This window comes from Acidovorax sp. 1608163, from assembly GCF_003669015.1.
GTDB lineage: Bacteria > Pseudomonadota > Gammaproteobacteria > Burkholderiales > Burkholderiaceae_C > Acidovorax.
Map to the genome: position 1 here is coordinate 3,248,466 of NZ_CP033069.1, position 19,821 is coordinate 3,268,286.

20 protein-coding genes and 1 pseudogene are annotated in these 19,821 nt (G+C 58.9%); 11 read left to right on the plus strand and 10 right to left on the minus strand.

The genetic code is table 11. From position 1 onward, the window contains the following. Window positions 1–2 precede the first annotated feature (2 nt). The 4 genes from EAG14_RS14375 to EAG14_RS14390 are packed head-to-tail and all read right to left on the minus strand — an operon-like array spanning window position 3 to window position 2,849. A complete protein-coding gene (locus tag EAG14_RS14375; protein WP_121729292.1) occupies window positions 3–221 on the minus strand; it encodes a hypothetical protein in 219 nt (72 codons plus the stop codon). Next, window positions 218–505: a hypothetical protein gene (locus tag EAG14_RS14380; RefSeq protein ID WP_121729293.1), complete on the minus strand. Its 288-nt coding sequence runs from the start codon at window positions 503–505 to the stop codon at window positions 218–220. The genes EAG14_RS14375 and EAG14_RS14380 overlap by 4 nt, the downstream gene beginning before the upstream one ends. Then, window positions 505–2,472 carry a replication endonuclease gene (locus EAG14_RS14385; RefSeq protein ID WP_121729294.1) on the minus strand — a complete coding sequence of 656 codons (1,968 nt, stop codon included), beginning with the start codon at window positions 2,470–2,472 and terminating at the stop codon, window positions 505–507. The genes EAG14_RS14380 and EAG14_RS14385 overlap by 1 nt, the downstream gene beginning before the upstream one ends. 2 nt (window positions 2,473–2,474) lie before the next feature. Continuing rightward, window positions 2,475–2,849, minus strand: coding sequence for a hypothetical protein (locus EAG14_RS14390; RefSeq protein ID WP_121729295.1), 375 nt, complete (start codon window positions 2,847–2,849; stop codon window positions 2,475–2,477). Between the two features lie 177 nt (window positions 2,850–3,026). On the opposite strand from EAG14_RS14390, the gene EAG14_RS14395 reads away from it, so the two are divergent. The 5 genes from EAG14_RS14395 (at window position 3,027) to EAG14_RS22870 (ending at window position 7,193) form a co-directional block, all read left to right on the plus strand. Further along, window positions 3,027–3,254: a hypothetical protein gene (locus tag EAG14_RS14395; RefSeq protein WP_121729296.1), complete on the plus strand. Its 228-nt coding sequence runs from the start codon at window positions 3,027–3,029 to the stop codon at window positions 3,252–3,254. Window positions 3,255–3,544: 290 nt separating this feature from the next. Further along, on the plus strand, window positions 3,545–3,877 hold the full coding sequence (locus EAG14_RS14400; protein WP_121729297.1) for a hypothetical protein: 333 nt from the start codon (window positions 3,545–3,547) through the stop codon (window positions 3,875–3,877). Window positions 3,878–4,362: 485 nt separating this feature from the next. Further along, entirely contained in the window at window positions 4,363–4,863 is a 501-nt protein-coding gene (locus EAG14_RS14405) for a S24 family peptidase (protein ID WP_240456793.1), read from the plus strand. A 69-nt stretch (window positions 4,864–4,932) separates the two neighbouring features. Then, window positions 4,933–6,099, plus strand: a complete 1,167-nt coding sequence (locus EAG14_RS14410) for a ParB N-terminal domain-containing protein (protein WP_162996008.1) — start codon at window positions 4,933–4,935, stop codon at window positions 6,097–6,099. A 128-nt stretch (window positions 6,100–6,227) separates the two neighbouring features. Then, on the plus strand, window positions 6,228–7,193 hold the full coding sequence (locus EAG14_RS22870) for a hypothetical protein (protein WP_162996009.1): 966 nt from the start codon (window positions 6,228–6,230) through the stop codon (window positions 7,191–7,193). On the opposite strand, the gene EAG14_RS14415 is transcribed toward EAG14_RS22870, so the two are convergent. Next, window positions 7,190–8,134, minus strand: a complete 945-nt coding sequence (locus EAG14_RS14415) for a DNA cytosine methyltransferase (protein ID WP_240456794.1) — start codon at window positions 8,132–8,134, stop codon at window positions 7,190–7,192. The genes EAG14_RS22870 and EAG14_RS14415 overlap by 4 nt on opposite strands. Before the next feature lie 255 nt (window positions 8,135–8,389). Between EAG14_RS14415 and EAG14_RS14420 the strand changes: the two genes are divergently transcribed. Further along, complete coding sequence (locus tag EAG14_RS14420) at window positions 8,390–9,262, plus strand: HNH endonuclease (RefSeq protein ID WP_240456795.1); 873 nt, start codon at window positions 8,390–8,392, stop codon at window positions 9,260–9,262. Between the two features lie 79 nt (window positions 9,263–9,341). Here EAG14_RS14420 and EAG14_RS14425 read toward each other — a convergent pair whose 3' ends face one another. Continuing rightward, window positions 9,342–9,527, minus strand: a complete 186-nt coding sequence (locus EAG14_RS14425) for a hypothetical protein (RefSeq protein ID WP_121729302.1) — start codon at window positions 9,525–9,527, stop codon at window positions 9,342–9,344. Window positions 9,528–9,683: 156 nt separating this feature from the next. Further along, window positions 9,684–10,379, minus strand: a pseudogene (locus tag EAG14_RS14430) (contractile injection system protein, VgrG/Pvc8 family); the annotation flags it as partial. Here EAG14_RS14430 and EAG14_RS14435 point away from each other — a divergent pair. The 3 genes from EAG14_RS14435 to EAG14_RS14450 all read left to right on the plus strand — a co-directional run bounded on the left by EAG14_RS14435 (window position 10,263) and on the right by EAG14_RS14450 (window position 14,420). Next, a complete protein-coding gene (locus EAG14_RS14435; protein ID WP_371414358.1) occupies window positions 10,263–11,927 on the plus strand; it encodes a terminase large subunit domain-containing protein in 1,665 nt (554 codons plus the stop codon). The pseudogene EAG14_RS14430 and the gene EAG14_RS14435 sit on opposite strands and share 117 nt — an antisense overlap. Before the next feature lie 2 nt (window positions 11,928–11,929). Next, window positions 11,930–13,006 carry a phage portal protein gene (locus EAG14_RS14440; RefSeq protein ID WP_121729304.1) on the plus strand — a complete coding sequence of 359 codons (1,077 nt, stop codon included), beginning with the start codon at window positions 11,930–11,932 and terminating at the stop codon, window positions 13,004–13,006. A 688-nt stretch (window positions 13,007–13,694) separates the two neighbouring features. Then, window positions 13,695–14,420 (plus strand): hypothetical protein, encoded by a 726-nt coding sequence (locus EAG14_RS14450; protein WP_121729305.1) that lies wholly within the window; start codon window positions 13,695–13,697, stop codon window positions 14,418–14,420. Window positions 14,421–14,684: 264 nt separating this feature from the next. On the opposite strand, the gene EAG14_RS22875 is transcribed toward EAG14_RS14450, so the two are convergent. Both EAG14_RS22875 and EAG14_RS14465 read right to left on the minus strand, forming a co-directional pair. Continuing rightward, window positions 14,685–15,833, minus strand: coding sequence for a hypothetical protein (locus EAG14_RS22875; RefSeq protein WP_162996010.1), 1,149 nt, complete (start codon window positions 15,831–15,833; stop codon window positions 14,685–14,687). 167 nt (window positions 15,834–16,000) lie between these two features. Then, on the minus strand, window positions 16,001–16,606 hold the full coding sequence (locus tag EAG14_RS14465) for a hypothetical protein (protein ID WP_121729308.1): 606 nt from the start codon (window positions 16,604–16,606) through the stop codon (window positions 16,001–16,003). Window positions 16,607–16,832: 226 nt separating this feature from the next. Between EAG14_RS14465 and EAG14_RS14470 the strand changes: the two genes are divergently transcribed. Further along, the gene (locus EAG14_RS14470; RefSeq protein ID WP_371414359.1) at window positions 16,833–17,603 is read left to right on the plus strand and encodes an SDR family oxidoreductase; all 771 of its coding nucleotides are present in this window, start codon (window positions 16,833–16,835) and stop codon (window positions 17,601–17,603) included. A gap of 179 nt (window positions 17,604–17,782) precedes the next feature. Here EAG14_RS14470 and EAG14_RS14475 read toward each other — a convergent pair whose 3' ends face one another. Continuing rightward, the gene (locus EAG14_RS14475; RefSeq protein ID WP_121729309.1) at window positions 17,783–18,844 is read right to left on the minus strand and encodes an alkene reductase; all 1,062 of its coding nucleotides are present in this window, start codon (window positions 18,842–18,844) and stop codon (window positions 17,783–17,785) included. 169 nt (window positions 18,845–19,013) lie between these two features. Between EAG14_RS14475 and EAG14_RS14480 the strand changes: the two genes are divergently transcribed. Beyond that, window positions 19,014–19,580 (plus strand): MarR family winged helix-turn-helix transcriptional regulator, encoded by a 567-nt coding sequence (locus tag EAG14_RS14480; RefSeq protein ID WP_121729310.1) that lies wholly within the window; start codon window positions 19,014–19,016, stop codon window positions 19,578–19,580. Window positions 19,581–19,821 lie beyond the last annotated feature (241 nt).

Consider the following 19,821-nt stretch of genomic DNA (forward strand, 5'->3'; position numbering starts at 1 on the left):
CTTCAGGCCACCAGCTGCAGCTGGGCCTGGGCGGGGTGGACAGCCGGCGCGGCGGGCTGGCGGCGCTTGCGGCGGGGCTTGGCGGCATCGGCCAGGCGCTGGCGCTCGGCTTCAAAAACGGCGCGCAGGTGCTCTGGCGTGGTAGCCGCGTGCGGCACATAGCCGCCATGCAGCGGGCGCTGGTAGCAATGCACGCGCGGCTCGGTTCGCTTGGCGTTCATGGGTTGCACTCCTTTCGGTTGGTAGTGGTCAGTTGGAAAAGATCGGCGCGCGTGATGCGCACAGTGGCCAGCGCGGCCAGCAGGTCGGGCAGCAGCTCGGCTGGTGTCTCCAGCACTTCGCGTTTCATCTGGTCGCGTGCGGCCTTGCTGTCGCCCATGTCGTCGCAGCGGCGGCGCGCGGCCAGCAGCACCTGGGCCTGCAGCGGGGTGGGCTTGTGGCCCGTTTCGGCCATGCCGCTGCGCGCCTCGGTGGCGGTGGTGTGCTTGGGTGCTTGTTTTTTCATCAGTGCCACGCCTCCGTGGACTGCATGGCGCGCAATGCGCGGAACTGGGCCACCATTTCAGGCTTGCACCAGTCCTCTTTGAAGTGGGGGCTTGGGGGTACAAGCTCCCGAATCAGCTCCCGCGTGATGCGGGCCGTACAGTTATTGAAACCAGTCCAAGGGCGCGGCAAAGCCGCGCGGGCCGTGGCCTTGCCATCGCTCTGCCCTTGGCCTGCTGCAGCTTCGGAATCCGCCGCATGTGCGGCAATGGCAACCTCATCCACCACGGGCGCCCAGGCAATGCGGCGGCTCACCAGCCAGCGCCCGCACATGCGCCCCTGCTGTGGCTGCAGGCCCACGATGCGGCCCACAGTCACGTCCTCGCCGTATTTGTTGACCTGGCCAGCCTCTGGCGTGCGGTGCGCTGTGCGCAAATGCCACTGCTTGCGTGGCAGGGCGTGGCCGCCCATGGCTTCCATAAAGATGCGCCAGTCCGCACGAATCTCGCCATTCCGGTGGCAGGCATGAAAAGCGCGCACGGTTGCCCGGTCACCTTCCTGCGCGAACAGCTCCAGCTGGTCACCAGACACACGGCGCAGCTCTCGCCACACCGTAACGCTGGGCATGCCGATGGTTTGAAACTGGCGGATTCCCCAGTGCGCGGCCCAGGCGTCCACGCGGCGGTGGCCTGCGCCCGATTCCTTCACGTCGCGTGCGTCGGTAGCGCCAAAGTCCATAGCGATCTGCTGACCTTCCACCACGTCTTGGTGCTCAGCCAGGGCGAGGTGACCCACGCTCTTGGCGATGTACTTCGCCACATAGCCAGCGGCGCCGCCCTTCACCATGCGTTTGATGTTCACGCGGTTTTCCTGCGCGCCGCGTTCGTCGCCGTCTTCGCTCAGCCAGTAATGGCGCACCTTTTCTTCAATGGCCAGCGCCCCGGCTTCGTCCTCGGCCCAGATCAGCGCGTGCCAGTGCGGTGTGGCGTCGTGGTGCGGCTCGGCCACACGCAGGCCGTACATCTTCACGCCCTTGCGCGCCAGCGCTGCGCGCGTCTTGGCCCACATTTCGCGCAGCCACAGCTGGCCATCGCGCGGCGTTGCGCCTGAATACTTCTTGTTGGGCACCGGGCGGCCACCGCTTCCCAGCTTCACCGGGTGGAACTTGCTTGGCAGCGTCAAGGTGAGGAACAGGCCCACATGCCCTCGGGCATCCGCGTATTCCTCCGCGCCTCTGATCCGCGTCATCAGCTCGCCACCGCGCACGATGGGGTTAGCTGTGCCCAGTTCGGCCAGCTCGCGCAGCGTGTAGACCTGGCCGGCCTCATTGCGAAACAGCGTGCGGCCCAGCGCCTCGGCGTTGCGCTTCACCTGCGCTTGGCGGCGGGCCAGCCCATCATGGCTGACATAGCCGCCCAGCCCCTTGTGCACTCGGCACATGCCAATATTGCCGCCCTCCGACACGCGCGCCACGTGCACGCGCAGGCGCTTGCGCCACCATGCGGCGTCCTGTGCCCGCTTTATGGCGGGCTCGCCCTTGATCGGTTTGTCCTCGACAAGCCCCACGCAACGCACAAGCAGCCGGATGGAGTCCACCCGCTCAGCCAGGCTGGCACCCTGGCCAATGGCCAGCGCGTCCAGTTCGTCGGCCTCGCCTGCCAGCTTCTTGGCCATCTCGCAGATGGCGAAGTCATCCAGATTCCACAGCGAAGCAGCGCCAAAGCGGTCTTCGTACTGGGCAATGGCCTGCAGCATGTCCCACGCCTGCGCCCACTCGGGCGGCTCTTGCAGCCATTCCCGATCCGTCTTGTTCACTGCCAGCATGGGCGGCGCCACAGGCGCAAGGCGCTCGCGCACCGCAGCCTGCCAGCTTGCGGGGGCGCACCGGATGACCCGCTCAAGATGCTGCCGCGCCATGTGCGGCGTGGGCTTGTTCTTGTTCCAGTCTTCCAGGCTGGAGTTGGGCAGCTTGCGTGGAATCGTGGGCATGCTTACACCCGCGCAGCCAGGGCAGTCAGGCCGCCTAGGTGCCTTTTGGCATCGCGCACCACGGCGCGCAGTTCCTCGCGCTCTGGCGGGGGCAGTTCCTGCCAATTGCGCTCAGCCAGCGTGTACAGGTGCTCAACATCCGCACCGATGCCCGCAAGCATCAGCAGCGCAACGCGCCACATCACCGGCAGCTTCTGCCACTCCCGCGAAGCGGCATCGTAGTAACGCCCCTTGCTAGCCCTTTGCAGCGCTTCGTCCCGCAGCTTCATGAGCTGATCGAGCACATCACCAGCCGCTGGCTTTGGCTCTTGCGGCTCCGCTGGCGTCTGCACTGGCGGCAGCAAATCGAGATCAGGGGCAACCAGGCTCAGCTGCATTGGTTCCCCTTGTGCACGGGGGCAATACCAAAGCCGCAGCAGCTACCGGCCAGGCGCTCTGCCAGGTCAAACGCCTGGCGCGTTGCTGCATCGCGGTCAGCGGCCAGCAGGTGCTGGGTGACGCGCTGGCCATTGCACGCGGGAATTCATGTGAATCAACGAAAGAGAGGGAATCAAATGGACAAGGTGAACTGGCCTGTGTTTCAAGCCGCAGCAACGGTGGTTGGCGGGGCTGCAGCACAAAGCAACAGCAGGCTTTCATTCTTCATAGAGGAAGAATTCATGACGGCCTACGACGCGTTGCTGGCTATCGCTGATGAGATCCATCGACGGGAGGTCCAGGCCGAACAGGAGCAGGCTCAGAGCGAGACGCGCCAGCGTCCATTGGTGGACTTTGGCGAATAGCCTTCACCCGAGAAAAGACCTCTTGTGCGGCCAACCCCAGGGTGATGTTCTCGGCAACGTCCATGACCACCACCGCACCGGGCAGTTGCTTGTGCACCAGCTCGCACAGGCCGCCGGACAAGACCGAACACAGGTCAATGAATGCATCCAGATCGGCGGGGCACTCGGCCTTCCCTTGGTTGATGGAGAAAGAAACCAGGCTCCCCGCCATCACGGGCTGAGTCGTCAGCCTGGTGGTTCGTTTGTCTTGATCTGCCATTGCCAAAACCTCCTGCCTGCCATGCGTGGCGATGAGCACCATCGCGCTAGATGACGTATTAATGAAAGAACTCGCCATGGGACAAGCCAAAAAACGGGGAAACCAGTCAGACCGGATCGCGCAAGCTCAGGCGCGTGAGCGGGCTAACCTTCCACCCAGCGTGAAATGCAACACCTGCAAGGCTGAGCTGACGGAAATCCACCCGATGGACACCCGAGGCATGGCTGGCATCGAAGTGGCAGGCGCCGCCCTCTGCGACGCCTGCGGCATAGAAACGTGGGTTCTCAAGGGATCGCCGGAGGCCGTTGAACGCACCTTCGCTGCCCTGGAAGGGGTCTACACCACGAACGGCGGCCCAGACTGATTTCAGGGACTGCCCGGCTCTGCTGGGTAGGGCCAGCATCACCCAGCGCGTCGGCTCCCCGGTAGCCCGGCTGGCGGGGATGGTCGCACCGGCGTTCTGGATTGCCGCCGGCGCATCCGTGAGTCGCGCCTTGCAGGCCTCAAACCCGTTCCACTTCTTGTCTGCCATGGTCACCCCTTCTGCCGAATTCGGCGCGTGTACCATCGTGTTAGATGGCGTTACCTGTTAGTGCGCCGAATCGTACTACGAAAATCCGTAGTGAATCAAGCATGACTACGAAAAAAGAGAAATTAAATCCAGAAATGGAGAGCTTGACTCGTGAAATAGGCAGCCGCCTGAAGGAGGAGCGGAAGCGTCTCCACTTGAAGGCTACGGATTTCGAGAGTCATGGTGGATGGCCTGCGAGCACCATCTATGGATGGGAGGCAGGAAAGGCCTCTCCAAAATCAGAGTTCTATGCAGCCACAGCGGGGCTGGGTTTTGACGTGAACTACATCATCACCGGCCGCCGCACTACAGGCGCTCTGACAGGGCCAGCACCAGCCCCGGCAGGAGACGCAGACACCATCCGCATCCCCTTGTTCAGCGCCACCGGCAGCATGGGCAAGGGCAATGACCTCATCACCGAAGACGTGCTGATGGGTGAGATTCCTGTGTCGCGCCACTGGCTGGCGCTCAACGTGCCCCGCTCCCGGCCCGAGGCGCTGCAACTGGTGCACGCCTACGGCGACAGCATGCAGGGCACCCTGAATTCAGGCGACTTCGCCATTGTGGATACCGACTGCCAGGTGGCCGACATTGACGGCGTGTACGTGCTGCAGGCCAATGGCCAGCTGTTCATCAAGCGTGTGACGCGCCGCATTGATGGCGCCCATGTCATCACCAGCGACAACCCCAGCGTGCGCACGGTGGATGTGTTGGATGGCAGCCAGCCGGTGCGCATCTGCGGGCGAGTGGTGTATGGTTGGAACGGACGGCGTTTCTAGACAACCCGTTGCATTGATTCAGCGACATTCATTGGATTCATGCTCGCATCTCGCGAACAAGGACACATCATGGCAACCCAAAAAAAGGCCCCAAACCAAAGTGCCGCCCGTAGTGAAGCGCTGCCTGTTCATCAGCTAACTTTTGATTCGGAAAACCCCCGTTTCCCGAAGGAAATTGCAAGCGGTCCGACAGATAAGTTACTCGAAAGATTTATTCGTGATGAGCGTTTGCAAGAGATAGTTGACTCTATTGGAAATCACGGATTTTTTCCTGGTGAACCGCTTTTGGTTGTCAGCGCGGAAGAAAAAGATGAATTCGGCGATGATTTGTTTAAGGTTGTAGAAGGAAATCGGCGTCTTGCTGCCCTGAAGCTTCTTTCCGGGGAGCTGACACCGCCCAGCGGGCGAACAAATATTGCGGAAGCAATTGAGAAGGCTGAATTTCGCCCGCAAAAAGTTCCATGCTTAATATTTGATAATGAGCAAGAAGTTCTGCGCTATTTGGGTTTCCGTCATATTACTGGGGTGAAAGCATGGGGAGCTCTCCAAAAAGCTCGGTATGCGGCCCGCCTTTGGGAAACCTACAAGAATAAGCCCCTTGATGAGGGGCTTAAGTTGCTTGCCAAAGAAATCGGTAGCAGATCAGACTACGTCGGTCAAATGCTTACATCCCTGGCGATATATGATCGTGCAGAGAAAAGCAAGTTTTTTGGTCTTGATCTTTCACCGGATGATATCGAGTTTTCTGTTCTTAGCACAGCACTTAGCTATGCCAATATTACCGATTATCTGAATCTTGATTCTCGAACAGATTTAAGGCTGAAGGGTATTGATGATAAGGCAACACAAGACCTTTTTGACTGGCTTTTTGTCTCAACCAATAAGCAAAAACCCGTTGTTAGTGAGTCGCGCGACCTTCGCAAGCTAGCTGCCATTGTTAATTCGGCAGACGCTGTTAAAGAACTCAAGGCTAATCGCCAGCTTAACGAAGCATATGAATTGAGCAAAGGGCCTGAGGTTGCTTTGGCTGATCTGTTGCGTGTTGCCAATCTGAAAATCAATTCAGCATTGAGTATGGTTTGGAAAGCGAATTCAGTTTCCGAGCAGCATGAGTTACTTGCCATGCAGATAAGCAAGGCGGCTCGAGCCTTGCTAAATGAGATCCAAGAATCGGTTGCCTCTGGAAATTCGCAGGTCGCCAAAAGCAAAAAGACCACTGCACGAAAGGCAGACTAATGGTCACAGCAACGCGAGTCCCCAAAACAAAGCCTAACAAAGCTCTAATGCCTTTAGTCGCAGGCCGAATTAGTAGGCCGACCCAAGCTGATGGTCATAAGTGGTGCGATTTTATTGAGCTACGGTGCTTGCTGAGCAGTGAAGCGCGCTTCTCTCGTGGACAGGTACTAGAGGTTTTGGATGATTCAGCTCAGCTCTATGGGGAGGTTACGGATTCCGATGATCCGTTGCTGGATATCGACCTGCCAGGCGATGGAATTGAGAGTGACGACGAGAGCGAAGCAGACTTGTTGCCCGATGCTTCCCCCGTGAGAAACAGCGTCAGAAATGAGGCGAAGGCCGCAGAGTGGTTTTCCCATCTGGAATTTAGACAAAAAATCTTTGGTGCTTCATACCCTTTCGAGATAAGTGAAGACCGGCAAGAACTTTGTTTGCGGCCTACCCTCGACGAATCGCAACGCCTGTACATCCAGTTGCTCCTATCGTCTAGTCTCAGAACGATTCCGAAGAAGCGGTGGCCAGACCTTACAGAGCCATTTGAGGAAGTTTCTGAAAAAATATTTTCATCTCTAATGCCAAAGGGCTGGAATGTGCACAGATTTGGCGCAAAGGGCTCTACAAGATACACCGGTAAGCTTTATGAAAAGCTGGCGGCGCTTGCGAAAGATATAAGAGCTGAATTTACCGCACCCCGCCACTACTATAGTGAGAGAAATACCGGTGATGGTGGATTGGATTTGGTCGCGTGGCATTCTATGGGCGACGAGAGAATATGCATTCCTGCAGCATTGGCCCAATGTGGCTGTGTTGCGGATGACTGGACCATGAAGACATTGGAAGCCTCACCCGCAAGACTAGGTGCAAATTTGAGGAGTCCAGTTCCCTGGACAGCCTATTATTTCATGCCCCAGGATTTACTATTCAATGCTGGCAATACAACAGATTGGCATCAAGGCAATGATTTGACAAATGCCATTATTATTGACAGGTACCGTCTAATCAAGCTGGCCTCTGATTACGATTTGCTTCAAACTGGGGGGTTAACCAGCAAAATCGTTGACGAAGCCCTCGCTTTTAAAAGTAATGCTGTCTAGTACCAAACTGCCTGCGGGATTGCTCGCGCAACCGCTTCGAACAACGGTGGAGGTACCGCATTTCCCGCCACCTTGTATTTCATGTCCAAGCTTCCAGCGTTTGTGTCTGGAAATTTGAAGTTCTTCGCAAATCCTTGAATGCGTGCCGCCTCACGATAGGTGAAACGTCGCGCAGGGGCATCCGTCTCAAATTTCCATTCGTTATGCTGCACCTTGATCATCTTAGGGCTGACGGGATGCAACGGCATATGGCGAGGGTTAGCCACAATGGTTCGGGATGCCTCATCCCATCCGTTGCGGCGATCGCGCGACATGTAGTACCAGTGAAACTCTCTGGCGTAGAACTCGCCTTCTGGCCACTCGGGCAGATCTCCGATGGCATCACGGATAGTCACCGCGGGGTTCTCAAAACCTTCACCGTGCGTCCGTAGGGGGAACTGGTACTCCACATCAATGTCGTTCCGAATGCCGACAATGAAAATGCGCCTACGCTCTTGAGCAACGCCGAAATGCGCAGCGTTGAGCACCTCCGCCTTAACCTTGTAGCCAGCTTCGGTAAAAACCTTAAATTGGTCTTCCAGCAAGTGCCTGAAGTTGTTACGCACCATGCCAGAGACATTCTCGACAATGAACGCTTTGGGCTTGATGAGGCCGAGCGCCCGGGCAAACTCTAAGTACAGCGTGTTGATCTTTGCTTCAGGCTTGCGCACACCACCCTGGCTGAAGCCTTGACAGGGGTAGCAGCCCACCAAGAGGTCGGCTTTGGGGAAGTGCTCGATCTTGGACACATCTTTGACCACATAGTCGGTCTCTGGGTGGTTGGCCAAGTACACGTCACGTGCATACGGCAGGATATCGTTGGCCATGACCACTTCGAATCCTGTAGCAAGAACTCCAGCGTCAGAGCCGCCGCAACCGGAAAATAGTGATACAGCTTTCATATCTGAGGGCATTAGGGTGTTGTGAGTGTAAAACTCAATCGGGGTGCGTAGCAGCCCAAGAAAACAGCGAAATATCAGTCAATGACCCGCTGGGCAAGTGTACTACGCTATCAAATTTGAAGTGAAATTGTTTGGCACTTTTTGTGCACACGTGTGCACAGACTAGAAAAAACGGGATTCGTGATGCGATATTGGTGGGTGAATCACAAGCAGACATCGAGGCAAGAGCTGGGAGGCGGCTACCTGTGGTCTCCCGTGCGTGAAGCCAGCGGCGCCCGCAGCCAGTTTTACGACAACATGAGAATCGCCGCGCCAGGTGATGCGGTGTTGTCGTTCTCAGGCGGCATCATTCGGCATCTTGGCCGAGTAGCCGATTTCGCCAGCCCGGCCCCCAAGCCCGATAGTTTCGGCGCGGTTGGCGACTATTGGAGCGACAGTGGTTGGCTCCTGCCCGTGGCATGGGAAGAGCTGCCGGCAGCCATCAGCCCAAAGCAAATCATTGAGGAACTGGCTCCGTTGCTTCCAGCCAAATATTCCCCGATCCACCCGGAATCAGGTAACGGCAATCAAAAGGCCTATTTGGCAGAAATCAGCGCAGCCCTGTTCGAAAAGCTGACCGGGCAAATGCTGGCTGAAGCACCTCAATCAGCGCTTCAAGCTAGCACAACCAAGGCACTGGCCAGCATTGAAGACTCCATTGCAACCCAAGTCATTCAAGACCCCGGACTGGATGCCACAACAAAACAGCAGGTTGTCCTCGCACGCAATGGTCAGGGCCTATTTCGCTCCCGTGTATTCGCGCTGGAGCAGTCGTGCAGACTAACCCGTGTGAGTACACCTGCATTGCTCATTGCAAGCCACATCAAGCCATGGAGATCATGCAGCACAGCCGCGGAACGGCTGGATGGAGCCAACGGCCTGCTGCTCGCACCCCACGTGGACCGTTTGTTTGACAAAGGGTTCATCAGCTTCACAGAAGCTGGTGGAGTGTTGGTATCGCCGCGCCTAGATACCAACGATCTGAGGCGCCTGGGGCTTGCCGAGGCATGCGCGGCAGGATGCCCACCCTTCGCTGAGAGGCATATGCCTTACCTCAATTTCCATCGAGAGAATGTGTTTTTGAAATAAGCGCTTCGCAATATTTCGAGTGACCAGGGCTTCGAAAGCAATTCTCTCCACCCTGCGGGGGCAACATCAAAATCTGGTCTCACCGCTCCTGGGCAATGCCCTTGCCGCCTATTACGGCATTGAACGTGTACTCAGCACGCCCCCTGCCCGCCTTAGCTTCTGCCAGAGCTTCGCGCAATCCTGGCAGGCTTTCTCCCGCATCTGCCTCGATAGCCCTCGCCACCTGCTCCACGTTCAAGTCTTTAAGTTCCTGGCAGCTGTTCATCACTTCGCTCTCCCGATCACTGCGCAGATTTAAATGTACACACCGGGCTCTTGAGGTGCATATATTTTCCCGGTCCGAATAAATTCTTGATATTGCGCAGGCAGCAAAAAGCCCGCACGGTGGCGGGCTTGGTGTCTGCGCTTGGGCTGGTGGTGTTCAGTCCGTTTCCTTGGTTTCCTTGTCGTTCTTCGCCCCCTTAATCTCCAACTCCAACCGGGTTGCAAGGCCGTTTCCATCCAGGCTGTGTTCTACGGTTTTGCACAGCCAGCCGGTGCCGTCGATCTCGGGTTTCCAGCCGCGCACGTTGACGGGGGTCTGCACCATCAATGCGGGTTGACCGATGGCCAGCGTGATTTCCAGCGTGGCGGCCCCGCGCCCGATGCGCCCCAGCTCTGCCTCTGCGGCGGCCTTGGCTGCGTCTTCGTTGGCGTAGCTGTCGCGCAGGGTCTTGAGGTTCTTTTCTGTGCCGGCAATGGCGGCTTTCTTCTCTGCCGCGCGGGGGTCTTGCCAGTGCGCACGCACGCCCGTGTAGCTGTCGCGGGCGGCGCTGTGGTAGCGGTGGCGGTCGCCGTCACTGCGGGTCAGCAAGATGGCGTCCAGTTCCTTGCCGCTGCTGTTCTTGGTGCTGCCGATGGGCAGAAACACCAGGCGGCCTTTTTTGACCGTGGCCACGGCATCGTGCTGGCGGCCCAGGCGGGTGAGGAAATGCACGTCGCTTTCGTTGGTCTGGTCGATGTGCTGCACGGGCTTGGCGGCCAGGCTTTCGTCCACCTTGGCCTGCAATTTGTTCTTGGCGGCAATGTCCCGCACGATCTGGCCCAGGGTGGTGTCGTGCCAGCTTTGGCTGGCACGCTGGCGCAAGGTGCTGCGCAGCTCGGCACTGCGGCAGCGAATGTCCACCGTGTCGGGGGTGCCCCGGTGCTCGATTTCATCCACGGTGAAGCTGCCCTTGTCCACCATGCCTGTGTGCTGGTAGAAGCGCGCAACGCAGGGCCAAAGAAGGCGCGCGGCAAAAACTATCTATCTGAGGAACAGGTAGAGCAGCTGAAAAGCGCTTTCCTTGATTCGCTTTTTAAGTACCAGCTTGGCTGGTGGCAGAACAGCCAGCAGCGCACGCGGGCCATCCTCAAGTCTCGTCAGATTGGCGCCACTTGGTACTTTGCGCGCGAGGCGCTGATTGATGCGCTGGAGACTGGGCGGAATCAGATTTTCCTGTCTGCCAGCAAGGCTCAGGCCCACATCTTCAAACAGTACATCTGCGCGTTTGTGCATGAGGTCACTGGCGTGGAGCTGAAGGGCGATCCCATCGTTTTGGCCAATGGCGCAACGCTGTACTTTCTGGGCAGCAATGCACGCACGGCCCAGGGCTATCACGGCAACTTCTACTTTGACGAGTTCTTTTGGACTCAGGACTTTGAGCGCCTTAACAAGGTGGCCAGCGGCATGGCCATGCACAAGAAGTGGCGCAAGACGTACTTCAGCACGCCCAGCAGCATTCAGCATGCGGCGTATGCGTTCTGGTCGGGCCTGCGCGTCAAGAAGAAGACCAAGATTGAAGTGGACTTGACCCACGCGCGCCTGGCTGGTGGCTTCACTGGCGAGGATCGGGTGTGGCGCAACATCGTCACGATCATGGATGCGTTCGCGGGCGGCTGTGACCTGTTCGACCTTGAAGAGTTGAAGCTGGAGTATTCCGACGCGGAGTTCGCCAATCTGCTGATGTGCGGGTTTGTCGATGATTCGTTCTCTGTGTTCCCGCTCTCGATGCTGCAGGGCTGCATGGTGGACAGCTGGGAACTGTGGAGCGATTTCAAGCAATTCAGCCAGCGGCCCTATGGATGGTTGCCGGTGTGGGTTGGCTATGACCCAAGCCACACGGGTGACGCAGCCGGCTTGGTGGTGCTGGCACCACCCACACGTCCAGGTGGCGTGCTCAGAGTGCTGCACCAAGAGCAGTTCAAGGGAATGGACTACGAGGCCCAGGCGAAGGCCATCAAAGCGATCACCGAAAAATACAACGTGACCGCCATTACGGTAGACACCACTGGCATGGGCGAAGGCGTTTACCAACTTGTCCAGAAGTTCTTCCCCTCAGTGCGAGGACTTAACTACAGCGTGGAACGCAAAACCATGCTGGTGCTCAAGGCACTACAGGTCATCAAGTCAGGCCGGCTTGAGTTCGACGCCGCGAACAAAGACCTTGCCGCCAGCCTGATGGCCATCAAGCGCGAGCTGACAGCCAGTGGACGCAATGTCACCTATGCAGCCGGCCGAAGTCAGGAAACCGGCCACTCCGATCTTGCGTGGGCCCTTCTGAATGCGCTCAGCAATGAGCCCTTGGAAACAGGCACCGACCTGGCCACACCGCAGGGCCAATCCTTCTTTGTTATCTCTGACTGACCATGACGAAACGAAACCGCCGCGCGCAGGCTCAAGCGCAACACACCACCGCTGCAGCCGCCCCGCCTGCGCCAATTTCCACGGCCCCCGCTCAGTCCTTTGCGTTTGACCTCGGAGACCCTGAGCCAGTCATCGGCGGGCGTTCTGCGCTGCTGGAGTACGCGGAATGCCTGCAGTCTGGTGACTGGTACGAACCACCCGTTAGCCTGTCCGCCCTGGCCCGCCTGCTGCGCGTGGGTGCGCACCACGAATCCGCCTTGCGTTTCAAGATCAATGTGCTGGCCAGCACATTCATTCCCTCACCAGCCCTCAGTGCGGAGGCGTTCAGCGGCTTTGCGCTGGATTACATGGTGCTGGGCAATGCCTATTTGGAGCGCCGCCGTAACCGGCTGGGCGATCTGCTGGAACTGCGCCACGCGCTTGGCAAGTACACCCGGCGCGGCCTTGAGGCTGGCCGCTTCTTCTTTGTCACTGACCTGCAGAGCCCGCATGAATTCCCGCGCAACGATCTTTTCCAGCTGCGCGAGCCTGACATTCATCAGGAAATCTATGGACTTCCTCCATACCTTGGCGCCCTTCAGTCGGCCATGTTGAATGAATCGGCAACCCTGTTCCGCCGCCGCTACTACAACAACGGCAGCCACGCGGGCTTCATCTTGTATTTGACCGATGCAGCCCAGTCGCAGGGAGACGTAGACAAGATGCGCGAGCAGCTGACCAAAGCCAAGGGCGCGGGCAATTTCAAAAACCTTTTCTACTATGCCCCAGGCGGCAAGAAGGAAGGGATTCAACTTATCCCGATTGGCGAGGTCGCCGCCAAAGATGACTTTCTGAACATCAAGAACACCAGCCGCGATGACGTGCTGGCCGCGCACCGCGTGCCCCCGCAGCTGATGGGCATGTTGCCCAACAATGTGGGGGGCTTCGGGGACGTGGAAAAGGCCGCAAAGGTGTTCGCCCGCAATGAGATTGCACCGCTTCAGGCACGCATGTCCCATGCCATCAACACCTGGGCAGGCAGCACGGTGTGCAGCTTCAAACCCTACCTGCTGGAAGACGCCCCAGCGGCCACCGCATAGCGCACAGCCCAACCAAGCCCCATAGGAGCCCGCCAAGCGCGGGCTTTTTTTCGTCCTGCCCGTGCCCTGCCGCGCTGCTCCAAGGTCCCACAGCGGCCCGCACAGCGCGCCCCAGCACCCACGGCAGCCGCCCCCCGGCCCGCCTGCCACCCCTAACCCCACCTTACCCCCTGGCGCGCAGTCGAGACCCCGCCGCGCCCGCTCGCTTGATGTGTCGATTTTGTCGAGGGTGCCGATAGCATCCCGAGCAAGCGCTGGCGCGGGGCGGCGCGCGGATTACTGGTGGGCTTTAGCGTCGGGATTCGTCGGGAAATGTCGCTGGAGCAACATACAAGATCAGCGGCCCTAAAACATCCCCGGCGCGGCCCGTAGCGATTCCGCCTTGGTCGGGGTTTTGGCTGGCGCCTTGGCCTTGGGAGGTGCTGCGGCCCTTGCAGGCTTAGCAGGCTTGGTGCTTGCTGCGGGCGCCTTCTTGGCTAGTGCTGCCTTGCGCGCAGGTGCGACTGAGCCTGCGGCCTTCTTGGGGGCTGCAGGCTTGGGAGTGGTCTTCTTACTGGGGGGCGCGGACTTCTTGCCCGCTGGGGGTTTGGCCATGCCCGGGAGTCTTCCGGGGCATGGGGGTTTGGCCTAACCCTATGCTGGGCCGCATCAAGCGCTCCTGGCCCTACACTTTCATGCGGAGGGTCTAATGCAGCAAAACAAAGTCAGCAACTCGATTTCTGAGGGGCGCAGCGCCCGCACACTGGTCGGAATCGCTGTGTCGGTCGTATACATGATCCTGCTTTCCGCCTTGATCACTTGGCGCTGGGAGAGTGTCAAGGCGCTTGAGCTGAACGCCCTCGGGGACTTCTTTGCGGGGGCGTTTGGCCCGTTGGCGATCCTCTGGCTTGTTCTGGGATATCTACAGCAAGGCGATGAACTAAAGCAGAATACTGAAGCCTTGCGACTTCAAGCTGCAGAGCTAGCCAACTCTGTCAAGCAGCAACAGAAACTTGTGGAGCTGAATAGGAGAGACGCAGATGCCCGTGCGGTTGCGGCACGACCTAAGTTTGAAACGCGGGTAGTAAGCTTCCGGGAGAGCGCCTCTGAGGGGCAAAAGATCCATATCTCATTGAAAAATGTGGGGGCGCCCTGCAGCCATTTGCGAGCGAACTCCATCACAGAAAACGTCGCAAGCTATTTGGATGACGCTAAGGCAGGCTCACAAGACCAAGTGGTCGTGGTGCACTCCACTGGGCCCGACCAGATGGAGACTGCTGGCTTTTTGGTCAGCTATATTGATTCTGCAGGCGTCCCGGGCTCTCAGCGGTTTGATGTCAATTACTACGCAGATGAGGAAATCTATAGCTATCAAGTAGGTGGCGAAGATGACATACGCTCTTGGACGCAAGCGACCTCGACCAAGATTGATTGATTTCCGGCTCGCGCTGAATACTAGCCCGCAGCCTTCCGACGCGGCGCTTGAGCCAATAGGTCTGCATGGCGCTCCACGAACCGCCGCAAGAACTCCAGCCCCCGCCCCGTCACGCGCGCTACCCGACTGAGCTGGCGGCCCCGGGTGTTGGTGTCGAAGTGGTGCAGCGATTCCTTGTAATAGCCCTGGGTCACATAGTGTGCAGCCGGGGCGTTGTTGCTCCGCCCTTACATGAAGAGTTCGAACTCCATGCGGAGACGCTCACTAAGAGCTCTTTTCTTTCACAGATTTCGCTTTATCAATTGCCTTTATCGCCACCTCGGCCCAACCAAACCCCGCTGAATCCGATGCAGCAAGAACCTCCTTGGGGACAAAAATCTTGTCCGCCAATTGCAGCTTTACTGCTTGCCGGGCTTCAAGTGGCAAATCGGCTAAAAATGGGTCTATCGCTTTGAGGTCGAGCGCCGTACGCTGATAGCGATGTTGCTGAGCACGATGCACGGCTGACTGACGAATCAAATACCCTATTACGAACGAGAAGAACAAAACACCGGTACCACGCACCATTACTTGCTCAGGGGTAACGGAATGAACTTCCATTGAAACGATAGCGCCTACTATGCAAATTCCCAACAAGACCATTAGGACTACCGCGGCACTGCGGAACCTATCTGCGAGCTTCTCTTCCTTGAGTGCATTTCGCATGTATCCCCCACCTAGTGCCTTGGATGCGAGTACGCCCAAAAGCTGATCAATGGCTTTGCGTCTGTTTGTAAGCTCGACTTTCGCCGCATCATAGTTAGCCAACAGCGCCTTGCCCTCTCGATCAAATTCAGACCGCATTGAAGTGAATGCAGTCTCGGCTTGAAGCTCGAACTGGCTGAATTTTTGTTCAACGCGGACTCCCAGTTCGGAAACAGATCGATCGATTTCGAGTTGACGAGACTCTGTTGTGGCCTGGCGCTTCTGGAGTCGTTTCAGGACAGCGTCAACTTCGTCATGATTTGCTTCACGCGGTTTGGGCAAATCCGGGAAATTCGCTTCACGCAAATCTGCCGGCAATGCCCAGGCTTCGCGACTGGCCGTGTTGAAAAGGTTATTAGCTTTAATCAACAGGACTTCATATGGAAGTGGAAGTTCACTTGGCGGCTGCACCGCTGCACCCCAATGGACAAACCTGCTCGTCAACTCCGATATCCGCAAAGCAGCAGAGAGCAGTTTGATCACCGAAATGAGATCGTTGGGCAACCCAGACAGAATATGTTCGAATTCGGCAATTTCGCTTAACAAGCTGGCAACTGTGTCGAATTTTTTTGTAGTTGAGAACTTGCTCTCGGCATCAAGGCCTGACAAATCTGCGCTTATTGAACGGATGAGTACAACCAGCTCGTTCCATAACTCATTGACGGACACCGATATTGATGGTGATACTGGACCTGGAATTTACATGTGCCCCCCTTCGTATGAACAGATTATGGTGCTCGTGACGCACCAAAAAATGAGCGACCCAGAATTTCAACCGAGCGTTGCCACGAGCGGGCGTGGCAAAATTTCAAAGGACCCCGACAGAGGTGCTCCTCCTATGCGATCAGGCTGCCCTGGCGGTCGTCGTCGTCCAGCTTCAGGGCTGCTTTGAGGGCTTTGATTTCTCGGCCCTGCTTCTCCACCTGGGCGGCCAGCTCAGTGGCCAGGAACAGGTGCTGATTGGTGCTCTGGATCAGCACTGCAGTGCCAGCAGCGCCCATGCTCAGCTCAGCCAGCACCCGGGCCTCCTGTGGGCTCAGGGTCAGCACATCGTCGCCAATGTCGTACACCACGGCTCCGTTAGAGAGCACGGTCTTGCTGATGGTCCGTGCTGGCGGGAACACCTCCACCAGCTCATAGATGCCGCGCAAAAGGCGCTTGAGCTTTCCATCGTCCACGCTCGTGCACTTGATGTGCGCGGGATTGCAGCAGGTGGGCTCATCGCAGTCGCCAAACACCCGACAACCCTCCGGCACAGCCTTCTGGTTGACGCAATGCCATACCGCGCGCATGCCGCATTGGGTGCGCAGCGCGCCGTTTGCATGGGTGTAGTCAGGGGCGTAGATATTGGGTCGGCCATCACGCCGCAAGGACCCACGCCACAGCCAGTGTCCATCCTCGGTGATGACGCTCCGGCCCTTGATTTCTGCCAGCGTTCTCATTGGCTGCCCCCTGCGCAAGATGCTTCTGCACGTCGGCCGCGATCTGAGACTTCTTCTGCGATACACGCATGCGCTCCAAGCGCGCCTGGGCCACTCTTTCTGAGTTTTGCAGGCGTTGCCACCCGCCGTGCTAGAACGTGGGCCCCGGGTGCATTGCCTGGTGCTGCGGTGGCGTGGGTGTGTATGGGCGCGCTGCCTCCATGAATGTCTGAAACAGGAGATCGATGTGCAAGCGAGTACGAAGAAGGTGGCCGTGATTACCGGTGCGGGCTCGGGCGTAGGCAAGGCGGTGGCGCTGGCGCTGGTTGGCGATGGCTACCACGTGGTGCTGGCGGGGCGCCGGGCGGCCATGCTGGACGAAGTGCGTGCGCAGGCGCAAGCGTTGCACGGTGCGGCGGACCGCGTTTTGTGTGTGCCCACCGACGTGGGCGACGCGGCAGCGGTGGAGGCGCTGTTTGCCCAAGCGGTTTCGCAGTTTGGGCGCGTCGATGTGCTGTTCAACAATGCGGGCCGGGGCAACCCGCCTGGCGAGTTCACCGAATGGACGGCCGAGCAATGGCGGGAGGTGGTGGACGTTAACCTCAACGGCATGTTTTTCTGCATGCAGCAAGCGTTTCGCGTGATGCGTGCGCAGACGCCGCTAGGTGGGCGCATCATCAACAACGGCTCTATTTCGGCCCACGCGCCGCGCCCCAACTCCATCGCCTACACGGCGACCAAACATGCCGTGATGGGATTGACCAAAACCGGTGCCTTGGATGGCCGCAAGTACAACATTGCTGTGGGGCAAATCGATATTGGCAACGCTTTGACTGACCTGGCCTCGCGCATGGGCAAGGGCGTGCCGCAGGCCAACGGCGAGATCGCGGTGGAGCCGCTGATCGATGTGGCCATCGTGGGTGAGTCCGTCCGCTACATGGCCAACCTGCCTCTGGAGGCCAACGTGCTCTTTCACACCGTGATGGCCACCAAGATGCCTTTTGTCGGGCGGGGCTAACGCACAACGCGCGGCCCACTGCCGGGGCGCATGGCCTGCAAGTACCGGTTCAAACGCGGACCGCACACTCGCCATGCACCGCCTTGCCGCCCGACCACCTCCCTGCCGCTTTGCGCCGTTGCGACGCCGCAAGCAAGTCGGATGGGAGCGGTATACAGCGGTGCGTGGCGATGGCCGCCTCAGCCGGCCATCGTGGGGTAGTCGGTGTAGCCCACGGGGCCGGGAGAGTAGAACGTATTGGGGTTGGGCGCGTTCAGTGCCGCACCTGCCTTGATACGGCCTGGCAGATCAGGGTTGGCCAAGAAGCTGGTGCCAAAGGCTACCGCATCCAGCTTGCCGTTGGCGATGGCCTGCTCGGCTTCTTCTGCGGTGTAGCCCATGTTGCCCACCAGCACGCCTTGGTACTTGGCGCGTGCCACGGTCATCACATCGCCGTGCTGGGCTTGGAAGAAGTCTGCGCGCATGACGTGCAGATAGGCCAGCTTGTAGGCGTTGAGCTTTTCGGCCAGGAAGCCAATCAAGGCCAGCGGGTCGCTGTCTTTCATGCTGTTGTAGCTGTTCAGGGGCGACAAGCGCAGGCCCACGCGGTCGCTGCCGATGGCGGCGGTCACAGCGGTCAGCACTTCAAACAGGAAACGTGCGCGGTTTTCCATGGTGCCGCCGTAGCCGTCGGTGCGGTCGTTCGCGCCATCGCGCAAAAACTGGTCGATCAGGTAGCCGTTGGCTCCGTGCACTTCCACGCCATCAAAGCCTGCGGCGATGGCGTTTTTGGCGCCCTGCACAAAGGCAGCCACGATGGCCGGAATTTCAGCTTCTGTCAGCACATGGGCTGCGACGTGAGGCACCTTGCCCGTGGGCGTGTGGATGTCGCCCTCCACCGGCGTGGCAGTGGACGACACGGTGGGCGCGCCCCCGTTGATGGCGGGATGGGCAGCCCGGCCCGCGTGCCAGATTTGCATGAAGATGCGGCCACCCTTGGCGTGCACGGCCGATGTCACTTGCTTCCAGGCGGCGATCTGCTCGTCGGAGTAAATGCCCGGCTCGGCGATGAATGCGGAGGTGTTGGGTGCCACCATGGTGCATTCGGTGATCAGCAGGCCCCCGCTGGCGCGCTGGGCGTAGTACTCGGCCATCATGGCGTTGGGCATGTGGCCTGCATCTGCGCGTGCGCGCGTCAGGGGGGCCATCAGGATGCGGTTGGGAAGTGTCAGGGCGCCGGCTTGCAGGGGGTTAAATAGCATGGAATGGATCGCGGTCAGGGTGAAAAAAGGGCTGTGCGCGAAGTGCGCTGGGTAGCCAATGCAACTGGGTTGAGTGCACAACTATATGCCCTTATTAAAACCATTGAGCACTCAAGTGAATAGCAAAGTGTGCTTGGACAGTGCATCGGGCTGATAGACAATCTGCACGATGACAAACCAGTCGACGACGGACATCGACCCTGTGAACCCTTGCGCCTACAAAAGAGAAGCGCTGGGGGATTTGCCGTGCACGAACATTTCGATTCGGCGGGCGGCCCGCAGGCTGGCGTATCTGTACGACGAGGCGGCGGAGTGTGTGGACTTGAAAGCGACCCAGGTCACCCTGGCGGGCACGATCGACCAGATGACCGATGTTCAAACGGCGCTGGGCCCAACGCTGCTGGAACTGGCCGCCGGGCTCGCGATCCAGATTTCGGCACTGACCCATGCGCTGAGGCCTTTGGTGCGCGATGGACTCATCACCCTGCAACCTGATGCCCAAGACAAACGCACCAAGCGTGCGGCACTCACCGAGCACGGGAAGGCGCGCCTCAAGCAGGCATTGCAGGCGTGGTCTGCCGTGAACCACCGCGTAGAAGAGGTGCTGGGGCCTGAATCCGCAGGCATGCTGAGGGCGTTGGCCGATCAGGTGGCGTCTGATGGGTTTTTGCTGGCCTACCGAGATGCGGCCGAACGACAAAAGGTTGGACTGGGCGCGCGCCGCTGCCCTTCGTAGCCTGCGGCCATCCGCCGACGGGGATGCAACCCCGCAGGTGACCGGTTCAGCCAAACTGCGCAGGGGCTGCTGCGAGTGAGCGCAAGATCTTGGCCCGCCGCCTGATCCACGCCCACCGACAACACTGAACCTCAGCCAGAACACCTAGGGATGACCTGCATAACTCCCTGCGGTCTGTGGCAGCGCGGCCTCGGGCGGTCCGCTGCGTTGCTTTTCTTGCCAATAGCCGGGCTATTGGCTG